Here is a 25,007-nt window from a genome sequence, read left to right as displayed (position 1 = left end):
CCTCACTTCATCCAGGAGGCGCGATCTGTTTTCTTCCCATCCCCTGCCGCAGCGATCGGCGGCCCGCGACGGTCTGCGAGATGTGCGCGCGATCGACAGCCATGCGCATGTCTTCCTCGGCAGCCTGCCGCTCGCTCCCGAGCGCCGGCATGCGCCGGACTACGACGCCACGCCCGGCGAGTACCTCGGCCTGCTCGATGCGCACGATGTGTCGCACGGCGTGCTGGTGCAGCCCAGCTTCCTCGGCACCGACAACAGCTACATGCTCGGCGTGCTGCGCGCCCACCCGCAGCGCCTGCGCGGCGTGGCGGTGGTCGAACCCGCAACGCCGCTCGATGAGTTGCGGGTGCTCGCGGATGCCGGCATCCGCGGCCTGCGGCTCAACCTCGTGGGGCTGCCGATGCCGGATCTTTCCCGGCCCGTGTGGCAAACGCTGCTGCAGCATGTGCGGGCGCTGGACTGGCACGTCGAGCTGCACCGGCCATCGCAGGACCTGGCCGCGGCGGGCCAGCCCGTGCTCGATGCCGGCTGCAAGCTGGTCGTCGACCACTTCGGACGCCCGGGCGAAAACACCGCGGCCGACTGTGGCTTCCACTGGCTCGTACGCGCCGCCGCCGGCGGCCGCACCTGGGTGAAGCTGTCGGCCGCCTACCGCAGCTGGCGCGATCCGCTCGGGGCCGAGGCGTGCCGCGCCGCGGCATCGCTGCTCGACGCCTGCGGCCCGCAGCGCCTGCTGTGGGGCAGCGACTGGCCCCACACCCAGCACCGTGAACACACGGGCTACGCACACACGCGCACCGCGCTGAACCACTGGATTCCGGAGGCCGACGCACGGCGCTGCATCCTGGTCGACACGCCAGCCGCGCTTTTCGGTTTTTCCAAGGAGACGACAACCTCATGAATGCAACAACAACCCGCAAGCTGCGCGCGTGGCTCCCCGCCGCCTGCATTGGCACCGCGCTGTGCCTTTCGGCCCTGGGCGCCGCCGCGCAGGCTTGGCCCGCCAAGCCCGTGAAGATGGTCGTGACCTATCCGCCCGGCGGCACGGTCGACGCGGTGGCGCGCGTGATCGCGCCCAAGCTCTCGGCCCGGCTCGGCCAGCCGGTGGTGATCGACAACCGCGCGGGCGCGGGCGGCGCGATCGGCGGCGACCTGGTCGCCAAGAGCGCGGCCGACGGCTACACGGTCATGCTCGACGCCTCCAACCATTCGCAGAACCCGGCGCTGCGCAGCAAGATGCCGTTCGACACGCTGCGCGATCTGGCACCGGTCTCGCTGCTGGTACGGGTGCCCAACGTGCTGGTGGCCAATCCCGCTGCACCCATCGCGGGCGTGAAGGATCTCGTCGCGCAGGCCAAGGCCAGGCCCGAGCAGATCAACTACGCCTCGTCGGGCAACGGCTCGGCGCAGCACCTGGCCGCGGAACTCTTCGGTGCGATGGCCGGCGTACGCATGACCCACGTGGCCTACAAGGGCGGCGGGCCCGCGCTCACCGACGTGATGGCGGGCCAGGTGCCGATCTTTTTCGCAAGCCTGGCCTCCAGCCTGCCGTACATCCAGGGCGGCAAGCTGCGCGCGCTGGCGGTGACGGGCAAGGCGCGCTCGCCGGTGCTGCCGCAGGTGCCGACGGTGGCCGAAGCGGGGCTCGCGGGCTACGAGGTCTACGAATGGAACGGCGTGTTCGTTCCGGCCGGAACGCCTGCGCCCGTGGTCGACCGGCTGTCCAGGGAGTTGGCCGCCGTGCTGCGCGAGCCCGATGTGCGCACGCGCCTCGAAGGCATGGGCGCCGAGGTCATCGGCTCCACCCCGGCCGAGCTGGACGCCTTCCGCCGCGCCGAGATCGCCAAATGGACCCAGGTCGCGAAGGCCAACAGGATCGCGCTCGACTGAGCTTCAGCTCACTCCCTACTTTGTGGGAGTGTTGATCGTTACCAATCTCCACACAATCGGACGAAATTTAGACAAATAATTACTTTACGCAACGAAGCTGCCGGAAGCCGAGAAGTTCTAGCGAGAGACAAGCTCGGTACTGCGAATCCATTTGGAGCTTGTCTTGGAAAACCTGTTTTCAAGTTGCCCGTGCGGCTTCGGCCACCTGAAGCGCCTCCAGCGGAGCCTGTGGATGCGTCTGTTCCCTTCGCGGCGGCTCTATCGCTGCGCTCAGTGCGGCCGCTTGCAGCTCGCTCCTCGCAGGGTGGTCGAACAGGCGATCGTCACGCGGCTGGCCGAGGAAGCGTCGCTTCGGCGGCCTTAGCGGCACGGCCTACGCATCGAGCATGGCCGCAAAGGCGTCCGCGAACGTGGGACGCGATTTTGCAAGCCACATCGCGGAGAGCTCGAAAGGCGGCAGCGCTGCGCCGTCGCGCACCTCGGCATAGCGCACGCCCTCGTGGCGCAGCGCGCGAACCGAGCTCGGCAGCAGCGACCAGCCCAGGCCCGCCGCCACGCACGACAGCACCGTGAGCGTGCGGTTGGCATCCTGCACGATCCGCAGCTCGTGTCCGGCGGCGCGAAACGCCGCCAGCACCTGGGTGCGCAGCGCCGACATCTGCAGGCTCGGAAACCACACCAGACCATGCGCGGCAATCTCCGCCAGCGACACGCAGCCATCGGCCCCGGGCTCGTGGGCGGCGGGAATGGCCGCCACCAGCCGTTCCTCGCCGAGCCGCTTCTCGTGCACGCGCGCGTTGACGGCCACGGGAGGATGCAGCAGCGCGATGTCGATGCGGCCGCCTTCGAGCGCCTCGACCTGCTCGGCATTGCTCATCTCGCGCAGGGAGATGTCGAGCTGCGGATACGCCGCGCGCAGGCGCTGCAGCGCACGCGGCAGCACCTGGTAGACGGCATGCGTGACAAAGCCGATGGTGAGCCGGCCCGCGCGTCCGGCGCTCATGGCGCGGATGCGCTCGGTGGCCGCGTCGCCGTAGGCGAGGCTCGCCCGCAGGTCATCGACGACGGCGAGCCCGGCCTCGGTGAGCGTGGCCCCGCGGCGCGTGCGCGTGAAGAGCCGGGTGCCGAGTTCGCTTTCCAGCCGGTTCAGCGTCTGCGTCAGCGCCGGCTGCGCGAGGCCGAGGTTCTCCGCCGCACGCGTGAGGCTGCCGGCCTCGGCGATGGCCACGATACAACGCATCTGCCGGGTTTCCATGCGGCATTCTAGGGAGCGGTCTGCGCCGCCTTGCGGGCAGCCGCAGCTCAGGGAATGCCGGTCACGGCGCGCCGTCGATCAGCCACTGCGCGAGCGACTGCAGGTCGGCGTCGGGGACCCGGCCTTGCGGCGGCATGGGCATGGCGCCCCACTTGCCCGAACTGCCGGCCTTGATGCTCGCGGCCAGCTGCGCCGCGCTGGTCTTGCCGTCGCCGTAGCGCGCGCCGATCTCCTTCCACGACGGGCCCACCACCTTGGCCGCGGGCTGGTGGCACGCGATGCAGGCGTGCTTCTGCGCGAGTGCCTGGCTGGCCGCAGCGCGGTCCGGCCAGGCCGTGCCTGCGCAGAGCCCCAAGGCCAGGGCGAGAGAAGCTGCGAGGCCTTGCTTGCGATCGTTGTTGCGGGTCATGCCGGTTTTGCGTCCGAAAGGTTGAAGGGCAGCTGCCGCAGCGGCTTGCCCGTCAGTTGCGCGATGGCGTTCGCGAAGGCCGGCGCCAGCGGCGGCAGGCCCGGCTCGCCGATGCCCTTGGGCGGCTCCGCGCTCGGCACGATGTGCACGGCGAACTCGGGCATGTCGGTGATGCGCGGCACGGTGAAATCGCCGAAGTTGCCCTGCTGCACTTCGCCGTCCTTCAGCGTGATGGCACCGCCCGGCAGGCACATCGACAGTCCCATGACCGCGGCGCCCTGCACCTGCGCTTCCACGCTGCGCGGATTGACGGCCAGGTTGCAGTGCACGCCGGCGGTGGCGCGGTGCAGCACCGGCTGGCCGTCCTTCACCGAAGCTTCCACCACATAGGCCACCACGGACTCGAAGGACTCGTGCACCGCCACGCCCCAGGCGCGGCCGGCGGGCAGCTGCTTCTTGCCGTAGCCGCTCCGGTCGACGGCGAGCTGCAGCGCGGCGCGGTGGCGCGGGTGCTTGTCGCCGAAGAGCTGCATGCGGTAGGCCACCGGGTCCTGCCTGGTGCTGCGCGCGATCTCGTCGAGCAGCGTCTCCATCACGAAGGCGGTGTGGGTGGAACCCACGCTGCGCCACCACAGCACCGGCACGTTGACCTTGGGATGGTGCACGGTCAGGCGCATCGGCAGCGGGTACGGATCGCGCATGCCTTCGGTGGCCGTGGCGTCGATGCCGTTCTTCACCTGGAAGGGCTCGAACACGGAGCCGGCGGTGATCGACTGGCCCACGATGACGTGGTCCCAGGCCAGCACCTTGCCGCGCTCGTCGAAGCCGATGCGCGCGCGGTGCAGGTGCATGGGGCGGTAGTAGCCGCCCTTGATGTCGTCCTCGCGGCTCCACAGCAGGCGCACCGGCGCATCGAGCCCGGCGGCGCGCGCGGCCTTGGCGATCTCGCAGGCCTCCACGATCACGTCGCTGGTGCTCACGAAGCGCCGGCCGAAGCCGCCGCCCGCCATCTGCACGTTCACGCGCACCTGCTCGGGCTTGAGGCCGAGCGTGCGTGCCGCCGCGGCGCCGTCCAGCCCCGCGCACTGGGTGCCGACCCACAGCTCGGCGCTGTCGCCCGACAGCTTGACGGTGCAGTTCAGCGGCTCCATCGGCGCATGGGCGAGGTAGGGAAACACGAACTCGGCGTCCAGCTGCCGCGGCGCCTTGGCCAGCGGCGCCATGTCGGCGTCGAACTTGCGCGCGCCGGGTTGCTTGGCGAGTTCGCGGTACTGGGCCAGCTGCCTGTCGCTGTCGACCTTCTCGGCGGCGGCCGTGTCCCACTGCAGCTTGAGCGCGTCGCGGCCCAGCTTGGCGGGCCAGTAGCCGTCGGCCACCACGGCCACGCCCTCGGCGCCACGGTCCAGCGGCACGCGCAGCACGGCCTTCACGCCCTTGACGGCGCGCGCCGCGCTGTCGTCCACCGAGGCAAGCCGCGCGCCGAACACCGGCGGATGCGCCACCACGGCCGTGAGCTGGCCGGCGTGCTTGACGTCGATGCCGAAGTCCTGCCGGCCGCTGCTCTTGGCGCGCGCGTCCAGCCGCGTGGTCGGGCGGCCGATGAGCTTGAAGTCCTTGGGGTCCTTGAGCGTGACCTTCTCGGGCACCGGCAGCGCCATGGCGGCTTCGGCCAGTTCGCCGTAGCCCAGCTTGCGGCCGTTCGGGCCCAGCACGGTGCCAGCCTGCGTGCGCAGCGTGGCCACGTCGACGTTCCAGCGCGCCGCGGCTGCCGACAGCAGCATGGCGCGGGCGCGCGCGCCGAGCTCGCGGTACTGCGTGAAGCTGTTCTTGATCGAGTTGGAGCCGCCGGTCAGGTGCATGCCGAAGGCCGGGTCGTGGTAGGCGGCGTCGTTGGTGCCGCTCTTGCTGCGCACCAGGCTCCAGTCGGCATCGAGCTCCTCGGCCAGGATCATCGGCAGGCCGGTCTGCACCCCTTGGCCGAATTCCAGCCGGTTGTGCGTCACGGTGACTTCGCCGTTGGGCGCGATCTGCACGAAGGCCGAAGGCTGCTGCGTCGGCTTGAGGGGGCTGGCCGCCGCTTGCTTGCCGGTGGCCTGCGCCATGGCCATGTGGGGAAAGGCACCGAGCGCGAGGCCGCCCGCGCCGGCCAGCTTGAGGAAGCTGCGGCGCGGCAGTGCGGCGGTGTCTTCGGGTTGTTGCTGGCTTGCTTCGGCCATCAGGCGCTGCAGGATGCGCGGCAGTTCGGTGGAATCGATGTGGGTGGGCAACATGGCGGGTGCTCCTTCAGGCCAGGGTCTTGGCGGCATCGGCCACCGCGGCGCGGATGCGGGCGTAGGTGCCGCAGCGGCAGATGTTGCCGGCCATGGCGGCATCGATCTCGGCCGCCGTGGGCTGCTTGCCCTTGGGCTGCGACTTGAGGAACGCCGTGGCGCTCATGATCTGGCCGCTCTGGCAGTAGCCGCACTGCGCCACGTCATGCTTGATCCACGCGGTGTGCACCGCGGCACCGACCGGGTCGCTGCCGTCGGTGGCGGCTTCGATGGTGACGATCTTCTTGCCCTCGGCCGCCGAGATGGGCGTGATGCACGAGCGGATGGCCTGGCCGTCCAGATGCACGGTGCAGGCGCCGCACAGCGCCGCGCCGCAGCCGAACTTGGTGCCGGTCATGCCCAGCGTGTCACGCAGGGCCCAGAGGATGGGAGTGCCGGGATCGGCGTCGACCGTGTGGTCGCGGCCGTTGACATTGAGCGCGCTCATGGTGGGGTCCGTTCTTGTTCGTGGGGTGGTGGCGCCGGACGGCGCTGGAGGCGACTGTAGGAAGAAGCATCAGAAAGAAACAGTGGCGAATATTGCATGCCTTGTGAAGCCAGGCTTCATAAAGCAGGTTCATTGAGAGGAGACGGCCAGCCAATGGCCGCCAGAAACCACGTGTCTTGCCTTGAGATTTCTATCTAAACGGTTGATTTATATGGACTTTCACCATGTTCTTTGAAATCGTCTGTTTGCAGTGAAAGGAAGCTAGACCTCGCCTCTCCACGGTCAGCAGATGTGGTCTCCACGACCGGTGAGATGGCGCTCATGAACACCATGCATCCCATGGATTTCGTGGACGTCAAGCTGACGTTGGAGAAATATCCGGACCGCGATCCCCTCAAGCGTTCGAAAGACCTGTTGCAGGCCGAGATCGGTGTTGGCGCCGGTGTAGCCTCGCGCCATGGATTCCCTGATTGCCGCCTCCGCCCGCGCCCTGGCCGCCGGCGACGCGCTTGGCGCGCTCAAGCGGGTCGCGCTGCGCGAGGACCCGCCGGCGCTGGCCCTGCGCGGCATCGCGATGGCCCAGCTCGGCGAGCATCCGCGCGCGCGCGAACTGCTGCGGCGCGCCGCGCGCGGCTTTGGCGCCCACGAGGAACTGGCGCGCGCGCGCTGCGTGGTGGCCGAGGCCGAGGTGGCGATGGCCATGCGCGAGCTCGGCGGCTCGCCGCGCGCACTGGCGGCAGCGGCGGCCACGCTCGAAGCGCACGCGGACCATGCCAACGCGCTGCAGGCGCGGCTCATCGCGGCGCGCCAACTGCTGCTGCTCGGCCGGCTCGAGGCGGCCCGGGCCGCGCTGGCGCCGCTCGACGTGCGCGACCTGCCGCCCGCGCTCGCGGCGGTGGCCGAACTGACCGCCATGGAACTGGCGCTGCGCTCGCTGCACGTCGGCCCGGCGCGCGCCGCACTGGCCCGTGCGCAGGCGGCGGCCGACCGCGCACGCGTGCCGGCGCTCTCGGCCGAGGTGGCGGAGGCGCGGGCTGCGCTTGATCGTCCCGCGGCACGGCGGCTCTTTGCCGGCGGCGAAGAGGCGCTGCGGCTCGACGAGGTCGCGGTGCTGCGGGCCTCGGATGCGCTGGTGGTCGACGCCTGCCGCCGTGGCGTGGGCGCCGGCGCCGCATGGCGGCCGCTGGCGCGCCGGCCGGTGCTGTTCGCGCTGGCGCGTGCGCTCGCCGAGGCCTGGCCCGGCGACGTCGACCGCGAGGCGCTGATCGCCTACGCATTCAACACCCGCCATCCCGACGAGACGCTGCGCGCGCGCCTGCGGGTCGAGATCGGCCGCCTGCGCGCGCTGGTCGCGGCCGAGGCCGGCATCGAGGCCACGGCGCGCGGCTTTGCGCTCAGGCCGCGCGACGCACGCGAGGTGGTCGTGCTCGCGCCGCCGATCGACGGCGAGCAGGCCTCGCTGGTGGCGCTGCTGTCCGATGGCGCGGCGTGGTCGACCTCGGCGCTGGCACTGGCGCTGGACGCGAGCCAGCGCACGGTGCAGCGCGCGCTGGCCGAACTCGAGGCCGAGGGACGGGTGCGCGCCATCGGCCGGGCGCGGGCGCAGCGCTGGCTGGCGCCGCCGCTGGCGGGATTCACGACGATCTTGTTACTCCCCGCCGCGCTGCCGATTGAATAGAGTTGTCTCCAAGGCGCCGATTCCGGAGCCGCCACACCAGGAGCCAGCGATGAACAGCAGCACAGCAGCGAGCAAGAAAGACAAGCCTGAGGCCGCGCCGCGCACGGCCGAGATCGTGCGCGAGTACGGCCCCTTCGCCGGCGCCCCCAGCGTGGCCGGCGTGACCCACGACGGCGAGCGCGTCTGGGCGGCCACCGGCGCGCAACTGGTGGCCTTCGATCCCGCGAGCGGCGAGACCACGCGCACCCTCGACTGCGCCTGCGATGCCGGCACCGCCTTCGACGGCACCTACTTCTATCAAATTGCCGAAGCGCGCATCGACAAGATCGATCCGGCCAGCGGCAAGGTGCTCGCGTCGATTCCCACGCCCGGCCACGGCAGCGACTCGGGCCTGACCTGGGCCGAGGGCAGCCTCTGGATCGGGCAGTACCGCGACCGCAAGATCCTCCAGATCGACCCGGTGAGCGGCGCGGTGCTGCGCACCATCGAGTCCAACCGCTTCGTGACCGGCGTGACCTGGGTTGACGGCGAGCTGTGGCACGCCACCTGGGAAGGCGACGAGAGCGAACTGCGCCGCGTCGACCCCGACAGCGGCGCCGTGCTCGAGCGGCTGGAGATGCCGCGCGGCGCCAACGTGAGCGGGCTCGAGTCCGACGGCGCCGACCTCTTCTATTGCGGTGGCGGCGGCACCGGCAAGGTCCGCGCCGTGCGGCGCCCGAGAGCTGCGCGGGCCTGAGCGGCCCACCGCGACAACCCCCTTTCGGCTTTGCTGCCGAAGACGAGCGCGCCGGCCACCAGGCGGGTGGAGCCGCGCATGGACGAAACCCACATCGGCTCACCGAGCCCAAGGAGAAACGCATGAACACCGCCATTGCCGAAAAGAGCACCGTGACAAACCACCCCGTCGTCTCGAAGGACCGGTGGCTGGCCCAGCGCAAGGCGCTGCTGGCGCGCGAAAAGGAACTCACGCACCTGCGCGACCAGGTCGCCCGCGAACGCCGCGCGATGCCGTGGACCCGCGTCGAGAAGAACTACGTCTTCGACACGCCCGAGGGCCCGCGCGCGCTGGCCGACCTGTTCGAAGGCCGCCGCCAATTGCTGGTGCAGCACTTCATGCTCGGCCCCGACTGGGAGCAGGGCTGCCCGAGCTGCTCCTACATGTCCGACCACCTTGGCGGGATGAAGGTGCACCTGGAGAACCGCGACGTCACGCTGCTGGTCGTCTCGCGCGCGCCGCTGGAGCAGATCGAGCGCTTCCGCCGGCGCATGGGCTGGCAGTTCAGGTGGATCTCCGCGCACGGCAGCGACTTCAACTACGACTTCAACGTGAGCTTCACGCCGCAGCAGTGGGCCGAGGGCCGGGGCGAGGTCTACTACAACTACAACGTGCGGCCCTTTCCGGCGCAAGAGGCGCCCGGCATCAGCGTGTTTTACAGAAACGATGCAGGCGAGGTCTTCCACACCTACTCGACCTACGAGCGCGGCGTGGAGGCAATGATGGGCACCTACAGCCTGCTCGACCTCATGCCCAAGGGCCGCGACGAGCCCAACCCGGTCCATGCGATGGACTGGGTGCGCCACCACGACCGCTACGAACCGGCACCGATCGCAAAGCCGGCGGCCGCGGCGGGGTCGTGCTGCCATGCATCCGACTGAACTGCGCTGAATCGGCAGGCACACCATCATGGCAAGCCTCTGGCCGTGGCTCGCGGTTGCGGGCATCGGCGCCCTGCACGGGCTGAACCCCGCGAGCGGCTGGATCTGGGCCGCCGCCTGGGGCTTGCGTTCGCGCGACCGCAGGCAGGCTCTGCGGGCGCTGCTGCCGATTGCGATCGGCCATGCCGCCTCGGTGGCGCTGGTGGCCGGCGCGGTGGCCTTCGGCCTGTCGCTGGACCGCGCGCTGTTGCAGGTGCTGGCGGGCGTGCTGGTGGTGGTCTTCGCGGGGCTTCACCTGTGGGGCCGCACACCGAGCGCAGCGCGCGCACCGGCGGGGCATGCGGGGATGGCGCTCTGGTCGTTCATGGTGTCCACCGCCCATGGCGCCGGCCTGATGCTGGTGCCGGCGCTGATCCCGCTGTGCATGGGCGAGGGGGCGACGCCGGCGTTCAGCGCGTCGGACTCGCTGTTGCTGGCGCTCGCGGCGGTCGGCGTTCACACCGCGGCCATGCTCGCGGTCACCGGTGCGATTGCCGTGGGCGCCTGTCGCGGCTTCGATGCCGGGGCCCGCTGGCTTCGCCGCTTGGGGTGATCGTATTCACCGTGCAGATTGCACGGGCCCGTGCAAAGTGAGCCGGTCGCTGTCAGGACTGCGCCGACTCTATCGTCGACTTGAAGGATCTACGAATCAGCCGGCCGGCTGCAGCCGCGGCTCTCTGGCGGCGTCGGTCCGCGGGAACATGAGCGCGATGGCCACGGCGCCGAGACCCACGGCCATCGAGCCGATGTACATCCAGGCGTAGCTGCCGTAGCGGTCGAACAGCCAGCCGCCGAGTACCGGGCCGAGCGCCATGCCCAGGCTGGACAGCATCGACGCCGCGCCCAGCACCGTGCCCAGGATGCGGGCGCCGAAATAGTCCCGAGCCAGCACCGCATAGAGCGGCATCACGCCGCCATAGGCCAGGCCGAAGACGATGGCCACGGCATAGAAGCCGCCGAGCTGGTTCACCAGCAGGTAGCTCGCGGCGGCAAAGGCCTGGATCAGCAGGCCGGCCACGAGCACCCGCTTGGCGCCCAGCCGGTCCGCGAGCACGCCGAAGAGCAGCCGCCCGCCCAGCCCGGCCGCCCCTTCCATGCTGTAGATGGTGACGGCCGCGAAGGTCGGCAGGCCGCAGCCGATGGCATAGCTGACCGTGTGGAAGATCGGCCCGGAGTGCGCGGCGCAGCAGGCGAAGAACGTGATCCCGAGCACGAGGAAGGCGCGCGAGCGCAGCGCCTGTCCGACCTTCATTTCCGGCGCGGGGGCTGCGCCTCCGGGAGCGGTGTGGGCGGTGCGCGGTGCCGCGCGGATGAGCCAGACCGCGGGCAGCAGCACGATCCACGCGCCGATGCCGATGATCAGCTGGGCCGTGCGCCAGTCGTAGTGCGTCACCAGCCACGCGGCCAGCGGCGAGATGGTCATGGGCGCCACGCCCATGCCCGCCGACACCAGCGACACGGCCAGGCTGCGGTGCCTGTCGAACCAGGACGCAGTCGTGGCGATCACCGGCGCGAAGAAGCTGCCGGCGGCGATGCCCATCAGCACGCCGTAGAAGAGCTGGAACTCGAGCAAGGTCGACGCGCGGCTGGCCAGCACCGTCGAGAGCCCGAGCAGCACCGTGCCCGCGAGCACCACCACGCGCGGGCCGTAGCGGTCGCTCAAGGCGCCCCAGCCGAAGCCGGCCACGCCCATGCTCAGGAAGGCCAGCGTCATGGCGCTGGAAATGCCCGCGCGCGACCAGCCAGTGGCCGCGCTCATCGGCTCGAGAAAAACGGCCAGCGAAAACAGCACGCCGATGGCCACGCAGGTCATCAGCGCGCCGGCGGCCACGAGGGACCAGTTCGAATCGAGCGCGTCGGCCGGACGCGCGGTGGCAGGGATGTTCATCGTCTTGTTCCCGGAGAAGGTTGAAAATAGTGAACCAAGTGGTTGACTATAATGACATTTCTCTTTTTGCAAAGACGGCTTGGTGAAGTACACCCAGCGCCGGCACTTCGACGCCGATGCGGCGCGGCTACTGCGCCTCGATGCCGAACTCCCGCATGCGCCGGGTGATCACGTCGAAGTCGCGCCGGTAGTTCGCGCTGAACTGCTCGGGCGTGGTGTTGAGCATCTCCAGCCCGCGCTCCGCCATCCGCGCCTGGACCTCGGGCATGGCGGCGGCGTTGCGCAGCGCCAGCGTCAGCCGCTCGACCACCGCGGGCGGCGTTTTGGCGGGCGCGACGAACGCGATCCACACCGCCGCCTCGAACAGCGGATCGTCGAAGCCCAATTCGCGCATCGTGGGCACCTGCGGCAGCACGGCCGAGCGCTCGCGCCCCATGATCGCGAGCGGAACGACCTTGCCCGCCTGCACATGCTGGCGCGCGAGGCCCGCCGACGTGAGGCCGACGCTCACGGTGTTGCTCAGCAGGTCGGCCATCACGGGCGCCTCGCCGCGCTGCGGCACGTGCACCATGTGCGCACCGAGCTTGCGGTTGAGCGCTTCGCCCGCCAGGTGGCCGAGGCCGCCCGGTCCCCAGGTGCCATAGCTGAGCTGCTGGCCCGGCCGCGCCGCGAGCTTGCGGAAGCCTTCCATGTCCTTCACGCCGAGCTCCAGGTTGGCCGACAGGATGGCCGGGCTGCGCACGACCTGCGTCAGGAAGACGAAGTCGCGCTGCGGGTCGTAGGGCAGTGTCTTGTAGAGCGCGACGTTGTTGATGAGCGAATCGCCGAGCGTGACAGCGATCGTGTAGCCGTCGGGCGCGGCCCGCGCCACTTCGCCCAGGCCCACCGCGCCGTTGGCGCCGGCCCGGTTGTCGACCACGAAGGGCTGGCCCAGCGCCTTCGCGGCATGCTCGCCGATCAGGCGCGCGACGAAGTCGTTGGCGCCGCCGGCCTGGGCCGTGACGACGATGCGGATCGGCTTGCCCGGGAAGCTCCCTTGCGCGAGCCCGGCGAGCGGCAGCGCGGCGAGCATGGTGAAGCCGAGGGTGAGAAAGCGGCGGCGCATGGGGGTCTCCTGGAGTTGTTCTGGATGTGGGGCGGCGCGGCGCGTCAGCCGGCCTGCGAGGCACGCTGCTCGCGCTCGACTTCTTCCTGCAGCAGCCGCCGGTACTGGACCAGTGCGGCGTCCATCGCGAGCGGCAGCATCCGCACGTCGGGATCGATGTTCAGGTACTGCGCGGTGATCATGTCGCGGTCTTCCTCGAACGCGGTGACCAGACCGCGGTAGATGGTCTCGGTGACAGCGGGGTCGGCAATGCTGCTTCGGTGCGATTGCTGGAAGAAGTAGTGCGTGGTGGTTGCCGTCTCGGGCGTGAGCGCCTGGCAGCTGTGCAGCTGCACGCCGCCGCGCTGCTCGCCTTCGGCCTGCCCCACCGGCGCCCCGCCCGACTTCATCAGCAAGGTGCCGGGCAGCAGGAAGTCGTAGATGAAGTAGCGGTCGACGTTGCGGTCGAAGCTCTGGAACGACTTCCAGAAGGGAGACGGGGGCACGTCGGGCACGTGCCGCGTCACGCGGATGCCGCGCGGCACCTTCTCGATCTTCGGCACGGCCTGGGCGATGGCGGTCGATCCGCCCAGCGTGCCTTCGTGCACATAGCTCAGGTGCGAGAAGTCCAGCAGGTTGTCGCAGACCAGCAGGTAAGGCGTGTCGTAGTGGACATAGCCGGGCCTGTAGCGCCAGTCGGGGTGGTCGCACGAGAAGTTGTCCGGCAGCTGCGCGCGGTCCGCGAGCGACGGATCACCCATCCACACGAAGATCCACTTGTTGTGCGAGACCACCGGGTAGGTCCGCACGCGCGCCTTCACGGGAATGCTGGCCAGCCCCGGTGCCTCCACGCAGACGCCATCGGCGGCGAATTTGAGGCCGTGGTAGCCGCAGCGCACGCAGTCGCCTTCCCTGCGTCCGCGCGACAGCGGCGCATGCCGGTGGCAGCAGCGGTCCTGCATCGCAACGAGTTCGCCGCCTTCGGTTCTATAGACCAGGAGCGGCTCGTCGAGCACCGTGCGCGTGAACAGCGCATCCGCGGAAATTTCGTGATCCCACGCAATGACGTACCAGCAGTTTCGAACCCACATGCCTGTCTCCAAGAGTCCAGGCAATGTAGGAATTCGCGCGGCTTTCGTCTGTCCCTGTAGAAGGGTACAAAAGGCTCCGGGTCGACCCTAGTGGATGAAGCGCAGGAGCTGCTGGCGTCCGTGGATCGCGAGCTTCAGGTAGGCGCGCTTGCGCAGCGTCGCCACGCTCGACGCGGCAATGCCCAGGTCCGCGGCGATGCCGTCGGCGCCGATCCCGCAGGCGATGCGCGCGCAGACCTCGCGCTCGCGCGGCGACAGTTGCGGCGCCGTGCGCTGCAGCGTGCGCTCGATGCCCGCCACGCGCAGCGGCGTATCGGGCGATGCGAGCTGCGCGAACAGCGCATTGCGGTGCGCACGCTTCAGCAGGGGCGCCAGGCCGAGCAGCTGCGCGACATCTGCTTCCGCGAACCTGCCGTTCTGCCGGTTGCGGTACAGGTTGATCGCAAAGATCGTGCGCGGCACGGGCGCGTAGAGAAAGCTCAGCCGCCCCGTCAACTGCCGGCCGATGAAGATCTGCTCGCGCCATGCCGGGTCGGGGATGTCTGCCGCGTCGTACAGCAAGGCGGTGACGGGTGCATGGGCCGCCGCCTCCCCGCCCATGCGCGCAGCCAGGCGGGTCATGTCGTCCGCCTGCCGGAACCGCTTCTTGTAGAGCGAGAAGCACTCGGCCGTGATGTTGTCGCGCCGGCCCATCGCATGCCCTTCGACCTGCGACGGCACGCCGTCGATGTACTGCACGAGCGAGATGTATTCGACCGGCATCAGGTGGTTGATGAAGTCGAGCATGTGGAGCGCGGGCGCCTGCTCATTGCCTGCATCGAGCAGGTGCGCGACGGCGCCGGCGTCCAGCAGCTGGCCCGCAGGTGGCGTGTCGAGAAACCAGGTGGAAGGCATGGCGGCCCAATATAGGCAAGCCGCGTCCGATTCAACAGGGTGGAAGCCCGCAGGCCGCGCGCCGGCCGGTCAGCGAATGCCCAGCGCGTGGTCGAGCGACAGGCGGCCGGCGCCGCGGCCCGCCAGGTACAGCAGCAGCGCGGCCCATGAGAGATGCGTCGGCCATGCATCCGGGTAGACGAAGACCTGGATCACCAGCGTCATGCCCAGCAGGGCCAGCGCCGACAAGCGCGTGAAGAGGCCCAGCACCAGCAGCAGCGGGAACAGATGCTCCGAGTAGGCCGCCAGGTGCGCGGCGATCTCGGGCGGCACGAATGGCAATTTGTATTCGGTGCGGAACAGCTCGTAGGCGCTGTCGGTCAGCGTGAGAAAGCCCTCGACCTTGGTGCGGCCCGAGTAGAAGAAGATGGCCGCCACGGCCACGCGCGTGGCCAGTGCCAGTGCGTCGTGGGCCACGAGGCGCGTGAGGCGTTCGGCCACTGCGTTCCAGTGCGCACGAAGACCGCGGCGATTGCCGCCTTCGATTGACGCGGAAGCCTGGGAGGTGGTGCTCATGGTGTTCTTTCGTTGGATGCAGGCGAAGCCGAAGCGCCGGCGAATGCACCGGCGCGCAGCAGGGCTGCGAACATGGCCGAGATGTCGGCCTGCGGGTCGGCCGCCAGCGCGCGCTCCGCCGCCTCGGCGAGGCTTGCGCCGCTGGCGCAGGCGTCGAGAAAGGTGCAGCCGGCCCGGGTGATCTCGTGCCAGTTCACCGTGTCGCCGGGCCGCGTCAGCAATGCGCCCTCGCCTCGCCAGGCCAGTTCGTCGCCAACCGCGCCCGGCCGGCGATGGCGCTCCCAGATGCTGTAGACCGGTTGCTCGTCGAACCAGGCCCAGCGGGCTGCCGGATGGGGCGCGAGGGCCAGGGCCGCCATCTGCTCCGGCGTGCGGCGGGCGATCCATGCGGCGTCGGCGGCCGGTGCGTCCTGTGCCGCATGGGCTTCGCGCCAGAGCGTGTCGAGCTGCGCCACGCCGGGCAGGTAGGCGAGCTCCGCCGCCGGCTCGAAGCCGCGCAGGAAATCAGGGAAGCCCGCACCGTAGTGCAGCAGGCGTCCGTCGCTCGGCAGATCCGTCGCCACGTAGAGTGCGGCGGCGGCGCGAAACCACTCCTCGCCCACCAGCTGCGCAACGGTCGGGAAGTTGGCCTGCAGCGCATCGATGCAGGCCTTCATCACGGTGTTGCGGTACACCGCGAAAGCGGGCTGCATGGCGAGCGCCCGCACTGCAGGATGCGCGGCTTCCTGCGGAACGAACAGGGCCTGCGCAAAGGCCTGCTGGAATTGATCGGTCGGCGTGTTCATGCCATGGCCTCCTGCGCCGCGCGCTGCAGCACGGCCACGGCCTGTTGCTGCTCGGCCATGAGTTCCTCGAACGCCGGCACGTTGCCATCGCGCTCGATCAGCGTAGGCCGGGCACCGGCGCGATCGACGAAGCGCCGGTACAGCTGCCAGACCTCCGGTGCGATGGGCGCATCGTGCGAATCGATCAGCAGCGCATCGCCGAGCGTGGGGTCGGCGCTGTGGCCTGCGAGATGGATCTCGCCGACCAGCGCCTGCGGAAAGCGGTCGACCCACTCCGCGGCCGAGACGCCCAGGTTGCATGCGGACACGTACACGTTGTTGATGTCGAGCAGCAGCCTGCAGCCGGTGCGGCGCGACAGCTCGGCAAGAAAATCGATCTCGTCCCATTCATGTCCGTCGATGTGCAGGTAGTGGGACGGGTTCTCGATGGCGATCGCGGTGCCCAGCGCGTCCTGCGTGCGCGCGATGTTGCCGGCGATGCGGTGCAGCGCGGCGGTGCTGCGCGGAAAAGGAAGCAGGTCCGGAAAGTACTGGCCGTTCCATGTGGCCCACGCCAGGTGCTCGGAGATCAGCGCAGGCTGGATGCGCCGGGCGAGCGCCGCCAGCCGCTGGAGATGCGCGGCATCGGGCTCTGCCTCCCCTGCGAGCGAGAGCGAGACGCCATGCAGCGACACCGGATGGCGCGCGCGGATCGCTTCGAGCCATCCGATGCGCGGGCCGCCCGCCACCATGTAGTTCTCGGGGTGCACCTCGAACCACAGGCCCTCGGCATGCGCGCCGAGCGCGGCCTCGTAGTGCTCCGGCTTGAGGCCGACGCCGGCCGCGAGGATGTCGGACATGGCAGCGTGCGCAGTGCCGCGATCAGGACTTGATCGGCGCCAGCGAACCCATGCCCTTGGGCGTCTTGATGGTGGTGCAGGTGCCGGCCGGAACGTTCTTCCAGGCGTTGCCCTGGTAGTCGACCTTGGAGGTGCCCGCGCAGGTGGTGCCGGGGCCGGCGGCACAGTCGTTCTTGCCGGCCATCGAGACGCCGTAGCACTTTTCCATGGCGGCCATCTTGTCGGCCATCGGTTTGTCCTGCGCCATGGCAGAGCCCGCGGCAAGGGCACCCAGTGCAAGAGCGGTGATCGCGAAAGAACGGTTGATCATGGATGAACTCCAAAAAATTGATTGAGAAATTGCAACCGCGCCCAATGCGCAGTCACTTGCTAGTTCGCGATGTGCGTGGCCGGGGTTACAGGGCCCTGCGCGATTCGGCAGATTTTTTTTCCGAGCGAACGAGATCGGGAACGCCGCCAGCTACAGCATTGAGTCCGCCCGCGCCACGCGAACGATGCGCGCCTTGGCACCGTCCGTGAGCAGGTAGAGGCCGCCATCGGGCCCTTGCCTCAAGTCGCGGATGCGTTCTCCCAGTTCGGCGAACAGGGCTTCGCGCCGAACCACGCGCGGAGCGCTGTCTTCGCCCGCGAGTTCGAAGCGCCATACGGCCTTGCCGGCCAGTGCACCGACGAAGACGTTGCCCTTCCATGCGGGAAACTGGTCGCCGGTGTAGAGGATGAGGTTGCTCGGTGCGATCTTCGGCGTTTTCCAGAAGGCCAGCGGAGCTTCCATGCCTCGCCTCGATGTTCCCTCGCCAATCTTGGCGCAGGTGTCGTACTCGCAGCCGAAGGTCACCACCGGCCAGCCATAGTTCAGGCCCCTGCGCACGATGTTGATCTCGTCGCCGCCCTGCGGTCCGTGCTCGGCAACCCAGAGCAGCCCGGTCCGGGGATGAACGAATGCGCCCTGCGGATTGCGATGCCCGCGGCTCCATATTTCCGGACGCGCGCCGTGGCCTGCGGCGAAGGGGTTGTCGTCGGGCACGGTGCCGTCGGTGCGGATGCGCACGGTCTTGCCCTGGTAGTAGGCGAGCGCCTGGGCGCGCATGCGGTCCTGCGGCGCGTGGCGGTCGCCCATCGTGACGAAGAGATGGCCGTCGGTAGAAACAGCGAGCCGTCCGCCGAGGTTCTGCCCGTTCACCGCGCCCGGCGTCTGGCGGAACAGCACCTTGAGTTCATCGATGCGCGATCCGTCGTCGCTGAGGCGCGCGCGTGCCACCGTCAGGCCGTTGCGGTCGGCATGCAGTCCGCGGCCGGCTTTGGTGTAGCTCAGATAGACGAGGCGGTTCGAGGCGAACGCCGGATCGATGGTGACGTCCAGCAGGCCCCCGTGATCGCGGTGATCCACGCGCGGAACGCCCTGGACGGACGAGATCTCGCGCCCATCGGCGCTGATCATGCGCAGCCTCCCCCGGCGCTCGGTCACGAGCAGGCTGCCGTCGGGCATGAACTCCATGCCCCAGGGCGACTCGAGGCCGTCGGCGAAGGTGCTCGCCTGCGGCGCATCCGGCGCGGAGTTTGCGGGCATGGCCGGCGCACCAGCAGGCCAGAGCCAGAGCGCTGCGAGAAGCGCGGCGCCAGAGCCGTGTCGCCGCCAGGACAGTGCAGCAAGCCTCGAAGTTGAACGACGAAGGGCTGTCGGCGCTGTGCTCATGTCGGTGGTTGCTGCAGGGCCGCGGCGACGTTGCCGCTCGAAAATCTTATCGGCGAGCGGGCAAGCCCGACAGTCCATCCTTTCTATTACCCCTGCGATCGAAGGCCTCGGAACATTCTGTTGCCGGCGATACACTGGTGGCCTCATGAGCGGCTATCGCTTCCCCCGACGTTGCATGACCGCGTTCCTCGTGGTCCTGTCGCTGCTGTTCTCGCAGCTGGCGCTGGCAAGCTACGTCTGTCCCGGGGCAGCGGACGCAGCGGCGACGGCCGGGATGGCCATGGCGCCGGGCGAGCCCTGCGAGGGCATGGACAGCGCCCAGCCCGTGCTGTGCCACCAGCATGCCGCCGACATGTCGCTGTCGTTCGAGCCGGTGAAGGCCGCCACGCCTTCGCTGCCTGCCATCGTGCAGGTGCTGGCCGTGCCGCTGGTGCTGGCAGCGCTTGCCGAGCCGCTTCCGCGCCAGGCGCTGCCCGAGCGGCAGCATCCGCCGCCTGATCCTGTTTTTCTTGCGACCCTCAGACTTCGCGTCTGACCCCTCCGTCGGCTGACCGGTGCTGGTGCGGCGCGTCCGCTTGCCAGCGATTGCCTCGTTCGTCCGCGGAGTTGCCATGTCCATTTTCCTTTCCCGCGCAACCGCCTTGGCTGTTGTGCTGCTGCCGTGCCTTGCGACGGCCGCGCCCCTGTCCCTCGATGCCGCGCTCGAGCTGGCCGCCCGACGCTCCGAGACGGCACGCGCCGCCCGCGCCGGCGTGCTGAGCGCCACCGAAGCGGCGCAGGCCTCGGCCCAGCTTCCCGATCCCGTGCTGCGCGTCGGCATCGACAACCTGCCCGCGACGGGGCCGGACCGCTTTCACACCGCGCGCGAATCGATGACGATGAAGCGCATCGGCATCAGCCAGGAATGGCTGTCCGCCGACAAGCGCGCGGCGCGCCAGGCCGCTGCCGATGCGGCGGTCGGACGCGAAAGGGTGCAGGCGCAAGTGGCCGCGGCCCAGGTCCGCCTGCAGGCCGCGCTCGCGTACCTGGACGCCTTCTACGCCGGCGAAACCCTGAAGCTCGCCGTGCTCGCGGAACACCACGCGCGCGAAGAGCTGGAAGCCTCGCGTGCGCGCCTGTCATCGGCCGCCGGCAGCAGCCAGGAGGTGCTGGCGATGGCGGGTGCAAGAGGCGTCTCGGAGGACGATGCGGCGGACATCCGGCAGCAGCAGAACGCCGCGCGCGTGGCGCTCGAACGCTGGGTGGGCGTGCGAACCGACGAGCTGATGCCGGTCGGCGAGCTTCCGGTGCCCGCTGAAGAGGCCTATGTGGCCGGGCACGCCACGGTGGCCGCGCTGCAGCGCGACGTGGACATGGCCCGGCAGGCGGCGGCGGTCACCGCATCCAACCGCAAGCCCAACTGGACCTGGGAGCTCGCCTACGGCCAGCGCAGCGGCTATGCCGACATGGTGTCGGTCGGCGTGAGCATTCCGCTGCCCGTGGCGCCTGGCGAACGGCAGGACCGCGACACCGCCGCGAGGCTGGCGCTGGTCGAGAAGGCGGAAGCCGATCTGGCCGAGGCCACTCGCGCGGCCGGCGCCGAATACCGCGCCCTCGCGAGCGATGCCGAGCGCCTGCAGCAGCGCATCGAGCGCTATCGCGCCGGTGTCGTCGTTCCTGCCGGCCAGAGGACGGCTGCCGCGACGGCGGCCTACCGCTCCAGCCAGGCGAGCCTCGTCACTCTGTTCGAGGCGCGGCATGCCGAGCTCGAGGCGCAGCGCAAGCTGCTGGCGCTGCAGCGCGATCTCGCGCGGACCCGCATCCAACTGGCCTTCCGGCCGCTCACTGCCGAGGTGGCGCAATGAACCGAAAACTCACCGTGGGCGTATCGCTGCTGGCCGCCCTGCTGCTCGCCGCCGGCGCCTTCTACCTGGGCCGCAAGACGGGTCACGCCACGGATGCTTCGATGGCCGCGACCACCACGCCCGATGGTCGCAAGGTCCTCTACTGGCATGACCCGATGGTGCCCGGCCCGCGCTTCGACAAGCCCGGCAAGTCGCCGTTCATGGACATGCAGCTGGTGCCCGTGTATGCCGACACCGGCACTGCCGGCGAGGCGGGCGTGAAGGTCAGCCCCGCCGTGCAGCAGAACCTCGGCATCCGGTATGCGAAGGTGCGGCGCACCGAAGCATCGTCCTCGTTCGAAGCCATCGGTTCCGTGCAGTTCGACGAGCGGCTCAACGCCGCGGTGCAGACCCGCGTGGCCGGCTACGTCGAGCGCCTGTCGGTTCGCGCACCGATGGAGCGCGTGCGCAAGGGCCAGGCCCTGGCCACCCTCTTCGCGCCCGACTGGCTCGGGCCGCAGAACGAGTGGCTCGCGCTCAGGCGCGCGGGCGCTTCACCCGATCTCGTCGAGGCGGCCCGCGATCGCATGCGGGCGCTGTCGATTCCGGCCGAACTCATCCGGCGCAGCGAGGAAAGCGGCACGGCGCAGGCGCGCTACGTGCTCACGGCGCCGGTCGATGGCGTGGTGGCCGAGCTGGGCGTGCGCGAAGGCGTCGCGGTCACGCCCGGCATGACGCTGTTCCGCATCGCGGGCCTGCAGAAGGTCTGGGCGGTGGCCGAGATTCCGGAGGCGCAGGCGCTTCGCCTCGCGCGCGGGCAGAAGGCCAAGGCCGTTCTGCAGGCCGACGCATCGCAGTCGTTCGACGGTGCGCTCGACGAGATCCTGCCCGAGATCAGCACCGCCACCCGCACCTTGAAGGCTCGCTTCGAGGTCGACAACAGGGGTGGAAAGCTCACGCCCGGCATGCTGCTGCGGCTGCAGGTAGCCGGGCCCGCGAGCAGCCGGCTGGTGGTGCCTTCGGAGGCCTTGATCCGCACCGGCCGGCGTGCCGTCGTCATCGTGCGCAAGGCCGACGGCGCCTTCGAGCCGCGCGACGTCTCGCCGGGCACGGACCTGGGCGACGACACCGAGGTCATCTCGGGCCTGGCCGAGGGCGAAGAGGTGGTGGCCAGCGGCCAGTTCCTGATCGACTCGGAAGCGCGGCTGCGCTCCGTGCTCGGCAACATGGCGGCACCTGCGGCCTCTCCGACCGCAAGCGTCTCGGCAACGGCCGTGGTGACTCACCAGGCCGAAGGCAAGGTCGAGAGCGTGGCGCCCGACGGCATCACCATTTCGCATGGGCCGGTCGCGACGCTCCAGTGGCCCGCCATGACGATGGGCTTTGCCAAGACCGCCTCGGATGCATTCCCCGAGATCAAGCCGGGCGACCCGGTGCGCTTCGAGTTCAGGGAAGGCGGCCCCATGGGCTACGAGCTGGTCGCCATCCAGCGGCTGCAACCGGGCGCCAGGAAATGATCGCGGCCCTGATCCGCTGGTCGGTCGGCAACCGCTTCCTGGTGCTGGCCGCGACCCTGTTCCTGATGGCCGCGGGAGCGTGGTCGGTGGCGCACACGCCGCTCGACGCCCTGCCCGATCTCTCGGACACGCAGGTCATCATCCGCACGCCCTACCCCGGAAAGGCGCCCCAGGTGGTCGAGGACCTGGTCACCTATCCGCTGACCACCACCATGCTCAGCGTGCCCGGCGCCAGGACCGTGCGCGGCTATTCGTTCTTCGGCGACTCGTTCGTCTATGTGCTGTTCGACGACAAGACCGATCCGTACTGGGCGCGCTCGCGCGTGGTGGAGTACCTCAACCAGGTGCAGGCCAGGCTTCCCGCGGGCGCGAATGCTTCGCTCGGCCCCGACGCAACGGGCGTGGGCTGGGTCTACGAGTACGCGCTGGTCGACCGCACGGGCACGCGCGACATCGGGCAGCTGCGCGCGCTCAACGATTGGTTCCTCAAGTTCGAGCTGAAGACCGTGCCCGATGTGGCCGAGGTGGCCAGCATCGGCGGCATGGTGCGGCAGTACCAGGTGGTGCTCGATCCCGACCGCATGCGCGCGCTCGGCATCACGCAGCCGGCGGTGGTGGAGGCACTGCAGAAGGCCAACCAGGCCTCGGGTGGCTCGGTGGTGGAATTCGCCGAGGCGGAGTACATGGTGCGCTCGCGCGGCTACCTGCGTTCGCTCGACGATTTCCGGACCATCCCGCTCGCAGTGACAGGCGCCACGCCGGTGCTGCTGCGCGACGTCGCCACCGTGCAGATCGGCCCCGAGATGCGCCGCGGCATCGCCGAACTGGACGGCGAAGGCGAAGTGGCCGGCGGCGTGGTCGTCATGCGCTCGGGCAAGAACGCGCGCTCGACCATCGAGGCCGTCAAGGCGAAGCTCGAGGCGCTCAAGCCGGGCCTGCCGCCGGGCGTGGAGATCGTGCCCACCTACGACCGGTCGCTGCTGATCGACCGCGCGGTGGAGAACCTTCGCTCCAAGCTCATCGAGGAGTTCATCGTGGTGGCGCTGGTCTGCGCGGTGTTCCTGTTCCACCTGCGCTCGGCGCTGGTGGCGGTGGTGGCGCTGCCCATCGGCGTGCTGGCGGCGTTCATCGTCATGCACTGGCAGGGGGTCAACGCCAACATCATGTCGCTGGGCGGCATCGCGATCGCCATCGGCGCGATGGTGGACGGCGCGATCGTCATGGTGGAGAACGTGCACAAGCACATCGAGGCCTTCGAGGCCGCGCAGGGACGGCAGCCCGCGGTGGCCGAGCGCTGGCAGCTGGTGGCCGATGCGTCCGTGGAGGTGGGGCCGGCACTGTTCTTCTCGCTGCTGGTGATCACGCTGTCCTTCGTGCCGGTGTTCTCGCTCGAGGCGCAGGAGGGGCGGCTGTTCTCGCCGCTGGCCTTCACCAAGACCTACGCCATGGCGGCTGCGGCGGGCCTGTCGGTCACGCTGATCCCGGTGCTCATGGGCTACCTGGTCCGCGGACGCATTCCGCATGAAGCCGCCAACCCGGTGAACCGCTTTCTCATGGCGGCCTACCGGCCCGCGCTGGAGCTGGTGCTGCGCTTCCCCAAGGGAACGCTGGCCGTGGCCGCCGTGCTGCTGGCCCTCACCGCGGTGCCGATGATGCGGCTCGGCGGCGAGTTCATGCCGCCGCTGGACGAGGGCGACCTGCTCTACATGCCGTCCGCGCTGCCCGGGCTTTCGGTGTCGAAGGCGTCCCAGCTGCTGCAGCAGACCGACCGGCTGATCAAGACGGTGCCCGAGGTCGAGCGCGTGTTCGGCAAGGCGGGCCGCGCGGACACGGCCACCGATCCGGCGCCGCTCGAGATGTTCGAGACCACCATCCAGTTCAAGCCCCGGGCGCAATGGCGCGCGGGAATGACGGCTGACAGGCTGGTCGAGGAACTGGACCGCGCCGTCAAGGTGCCGGGCCTCACCAACGTGTGGGTGCCGCCGATCCGCAACCGCATCGACATGCTGGCCACGGGCATCAAGAGCCCCGTCGGCATCAAGGTGGCAGGCACGGACCTGGCCACCATCGATGCGCTGACCACCCAGATCGAGGCAGCGGTCAAGGGCGTTCCCGGCGTGTCGTCGGCACTGGCCGAGCGGCTGACCGGCGGGCGCTACATCGATGTCGACGTCGACCGGCTCGCAGCGGCGCGCCACGGGCTCTCGGTGGCGGACGTGCAGGCCGTGGTGTCCACGGCCATCGGCGGCGACAACGTGGGCGAAGTCATCCAGGGGCGCGAGCGCTATCCGATCAACGTGCGCTATCCGCGCGAGGTCCGCGACTCGCTCGAGCGCCTGCGGCAGCTGCCTTTCCTCACGGCCAGGGGTGCGCAACTGCTGCTGGGCGACGTCGCAACGATCCGCATCGAAGACGGCCCGCCGATGCTGCGCAGCGAGAACGCGCGGCTGTCGGGCTGGGTCTATGTGGACGTGCGCGGCCGCGACCTGCGCTCGGCGGTCACCGATATGCAGGCAGCCGTCGGCCGCGCCGTGAAGATGCCCGCGGGCTACGCGGTGTCGTGGTCCGGGCAATTCGAATACCTGGAGCGTGCGACCGAGCGGCTGAAGCTGGTCGTCCCGGCGACGCTGGCGGTGATCTTCGTGCTGCTCTACCTGCTGTTCAGGTCGTTCGGCGATGCGGCGCTGGTGATGGCGGCCGTGCCCTTCTCGCTGGTCGGCGGCTTCTGGCTCGTCTGGGCCATGGGCCACTCGATCTCCGTTGCCACGGCGGTGGGCTTCATTGCGCTGGCCGGGGTGGCGGCCGAATTCGGCGTGGTGATGCTGGTCTACCTGAAGAACGCGCTGGCGCGGCGCCTCGAGGCCGGAGAGCCGATGAACGACCAGACCCTGCGCGCCGCGATCCGCGAAGGCGCCGTGCTGCGCGTGCGGCCCAAGGCCATGACGGTGGCGGTCGTGATGGCCGGCCTGCTGCCCATCCTCCTTGGCAGCGGCACCGGCTCGGAGGTGATGACGCGTATTGCCGCACCCATGGTGGGCGGCATGGTCACCGCGCCGCTCTTGAGCATGCTGGTCGTTCCGGCTGCGTGGTATTTGCTGCGCCGGCGAAGGGGTGGCGCGGAGATCGACAGCCAAATACACTAACGGCAACCGAT

Annotated in this window: 23 protein-coding genes and 1 pseudogene; 11 read left to right on the top strand and 13 right to left on the bottom strand. The window is 69.8% G+C overall.

Translation table 11 applies throughout. The features are described from left to right. The first annotated feature begins 82 nt into the window (after window positions 1–82). On the top strand, window positions 83–901 hold the full coding sequence (locus RZE77_RS29265; RefSeq protein WP_319443205.1) for an amidohydrolase family protein: 819 nt from the start codon (window positions 83–85) through the stop codon (window positions 899–901). Then, the gene (locus RZE77_RS29260; protein WP_319443204.1) at window positions 898–1,890 is read left to right on the top strand and encodes a tripartite tricarboxylate transporter substrate binding protein; all 993 of its coding nucleotides are present in this window, start codon (window positions 898–900) and stop codon (window positions 1,888–1,890) included. Before RZE77_RS29265 ends, RZE77_RS29260 begins: the two co-directional genes overlap by 4 nt. A gap of 373 nt (window positions 1,891–2,263) precedes the next feature. On the opposite strand, the gene RZE77_RS29255 is transcribed toward RZE77_RS29260, so the two are convergent. From RZE77_RS29255 to RZE77_RS29240, 4 genes are all read right to left on the bottom strand, one after another. Next, the gene (locus RZE77_RS29255) at window positions 2,264–3,145 is read right to left on the bottom strand and encodes a LysR family transcriptional regulator (protein ID WP_319443203.1); all 882 of its coding nucleotides are present in this window, start codon (window positions 3,143–3,145) and stop codon (window positions 2,264–2,266) included. 61 nt (window positions 3,146–3,206) lie between these two features. Next, entirely contained in the window at window positions 3,207–3,554 is a 348-nt protein-coding gene (locus tag RZE77_RS29250) for a c-type cytochrome (protein ID WP_319443202.1), read from the bottom strand. Next, the gene (locus RZE77_RS29245) at window positions 3,551–5,824 is read right to left on the bottom strand and encodes a xanthine dehydrogenase family protein molybdopterin-binding subunit (protein WP_405547921.1); all 2,274 of its coding nucleotides are present in this window, start codon (window positions 5,822–5,824) and stop codon (window positions 3,551–3,553) included. The genes RZE77_RS29250 and RZE77_RS29245 overlap by 4 nt, the downstream gene beginning before the upstream one ends. A 13-nt stretch (window positions 5,825–5,837) precedes the next feature. Further along, entirely contained in the window at window positions 5,838–6,311 is a 474-nt protein-coding gene (locus RZE77_RS29240) for a (2Fe-2S)-binding protein (protein WP_319443201.1), read from the bottom strand. Window positions 6,312–6,542: 231 nt separating this feature from the next. On the opposite strand from RZE77_RS29240, the pseudogene RZE77_RS33360 reads away from it, so the two are divergent. From RZE77_RS33360 to RZE77_RS29220, 5 genes and pseudogenes are all read left to right on the top strand, one after another. Continuing rightward, a pseudogene (locus RZE77_RS33360) lies at window positions 6,543–6,728 on the top strand (hypothetical protein); the annotation flags it as partial. A 40-nt stretch (window positions 6,729–6,768) separates the two neighbouring features. Next, entirely contained in the window at window positions 6,769–7,989 is a 1,221-nt protein-coding gene (locus tag RZE77_RS29235) for a helix-turn-helix domain-containing protein (protein ID WP_319443200.1), read from the top strand. 49 nt (window positions 7,990–8,038) lie between these two features. Continuing rightward, entirely contained in the window at window positions 8,039–8,725 is a 687-nt protein-coding gene (locus RZE77_RS29230) for a Vgb family protein (protein WP_319443199.1), read from the top strand. 122 nt (window positions 8,726–8,847) lie between these two features. Next, the gene (locus RZE77_RS29225; RefSeq protein ID WP_319443198.1) at window positions 8,848–9,645 is read left to right on the top strand and encodes a DUF899 domain-containing protein; all 798 of its coding nucleotides are present in this window, start codon (window positions 8,848–8,850) and stop codon (window positions 9,643–9,645) included. Between the two features lie 28 nt (window positions 9,646–9,673). Continuing rightward, a complete protein-coding gene (locus RZE77_RS29220; protein WP_319443197.1) occupies window positions 9,674–10,237 on the top strand; it encodes a hypothetical protein in 564 nt (187 codons plus the stop codon). Between the two features lie 96 nt (window positions 10,238–10,333). Here RZE77_RS29220 and RZE77_RS29215 read toward each other — a convergent pair whose 3' ends face one another. The 9 genes from RZE77_RS29215 to RZE77_RS29175 form a co-directional block, all read right to left on the bottom strand. Next, the gene (locus RZE77_RS29215) at window positions 10,334–11,572 is read right to left on the bottom strand and encodes an MFS transporter (RefSeq protein WP_319443196.1); all 1,239 of its coding nucleotides are present in this window, start codon (window positions 11,570–11,572) and stop codon (window positions 10,334–10,336) included. A gap of 127 nt (window positions 11,573–11,699) precedes the next feature. Further along, window positions 11,700–12,677: a Bug family tripartite tricarboxylate transporter substrate binding protein gene (locus RZE77_RS29210; RefSeq protein ID WP_319443195.1), complete on the bottom strand. Its 978-nt coding sequence runs from the start codon at window positions 12,675–12,677 to the stop codon at window positions 11,700–11,702. Window positions 12,678–12,721: 44 nt separating this feature from the next. Next, window positions 12,722–13,747, bottom strand: a complete 1,026-nt coding sequence (locus RZE77_RS29205) for an aromatic ring-hydroxylating dioxygenase subunit alpha (protein WP_319443194.1) — start codon at window positions 13,745–13,747, stop codon at window positions 12,722–12,724. A gap of 87 nt (window positions 13,748–13,834) precedes the next feature. After that, complete coding sequence (locus RZE77_RS29200; RefSeq protein ID WP_319443193.1) at window positions 13,835–14,641, bottom strand: helix-turn-helix transcriptional regulator; 807 nt, start codon at window positions 14,639–14,641, stop codon at window positions 13,835–13,837. A gap of 69 nt (window positions 14,642–14,710) precedes the next feature. Further along, window positions 14,711–15,196: a DoxX family protein gene (locus RZE77_RS29195; protein WP_319443192.1), complete on the bottom strand. Its 486-nt coding sequence runs from the start codon at window positions 15,194–15,196 to the stop codon at window positions 14,711–14,713. After that, on the bottom strand, window positions 15,193–15,981 hold the full coding sequence (locus tag RZE77_RS29190) for an HvfC/BufC N-terminal domain-containing protein (RefSeq protein ID WP_319443191.1): 789 nt from the start codon (window positions 15,979–15,981) through the stop codon (window positions 15,193–15,195). Before RZE77_RS29190 ends, RZE77_RS29195 begins: the two co-directional genes overlap by 4 nt. Next, window positions 15,978–16,820, bottom strand: a complete 843-nt coding sequence (bufB, locus tag RZE77_RS29185; protein WP_319443190.1) for an MNIO family bufferin maturase — start codon at window positions 16,818–16,820, stop codon at window positions 15,978–15,980. Before bufB ends, RZE77_RS29190 begins: the two co-directional genes overlap by 4 nt. Before the next feature lie 22 nt (window positions 16,821–16,842). Then, window positions 16,843–17,130, bottom strand: a complete 288-nt coding sequence (locus RZE77_RS29180; protein ID WP_319443189.1) for a BufA1 family periplasmic bufferin-type metallophore — start codon at window positions 17,128–17,130, stop codon at window positions 16,843–16,845. 150 nt (window positions 17,131–17,280) lie between these two features. Then, window positions 17,281–18,387 carry a PQQ-dependent sugar dehydrogenase gene (locus RZE77_RS29175; protein ID WP_319443188.1) on the bottom strand — a complete coding sequence of 369 codons (1,107 nt, stop codon included), beginning with the start codon at window positions 18,385–18,387 and terminating at the stop codon, window positions 17,281–17,283. 271 nt (window positions 18,388–18,658) lie between these two features. Here RZE77_RS29175 and RZE77_RS29170 point away from each other — a divergent pair, with 271 nt between their 5' ends. The 4 genes from RZE77_RS29170 (at window position 18,659) to RZE77_RS29155 (ending at window position 24,996) form a co-directional block, all read left to right on the top strand. After that, window positions 18,659–19,048: a hypothetical protein gene (locus tag RZE77_RS29170; protein WP_319443187.1), complete on the top strand. Its 390-nt coding sequence runs from the start codon at window positions 18,659–18,661 to the stop codon at window positions 19,046–19,048. Between the two features lie 76 nt (window positions 19,049–19,124). After that, entirely contained in the window at window positions 19,125–20,357 is a 1,233-nt protein-coding gene (locus RZE77_RS29165) for a TolC family protein (protein ID WP_319443186.1), read from the top strand. Next, window positions 20,354–21,853, top strand: a complete 1,500-nt coding sequence (locus RZE77_RS29160) for an efflux RND transporter periplasmic adaptor subunit (RefSeq protein WP_319443185.1) — start codon at window positions 20,354–20,356, stop codon at window positions 21,851–21,853. Before RZE77_RS29165 ends, RZE77_RS29160 begins: the two co-directional genes overlap by 4 nt. After that, window positions 21,850–24,996 carry an efflux RND transporter permease subunit gene (locus RZE77_RS29155; protein WP_319443184.1) on the top strand — a complete coding sequence of 1,049 codons (3,147 nt, stop codon included), beginning with the start codon at window positions 21,850–21,852 and terminating at the stop codon, window positions 24,994–24,996. The genes RZE77_RS29160 and RZE77_RS29155 overlap by 4 nt, the downstream gene beginning before the upstream one ends. Window positions 24,997–25,007: the final 11 nt, after the last annotated feature.

It is taken from the genome of Variovorax sp. SPNA7, from assembly GCF_033807855.1.
Lineage (GTDB): Bacteria > Pseudomonadota > Gammaproteobacteria > Burkholderiales > Burkholderiaceae_C > Variovorax > Variovorax beijingensis.
This window is presented reverse-complemented; position numbering and strand designations above follow the sequence as displayed.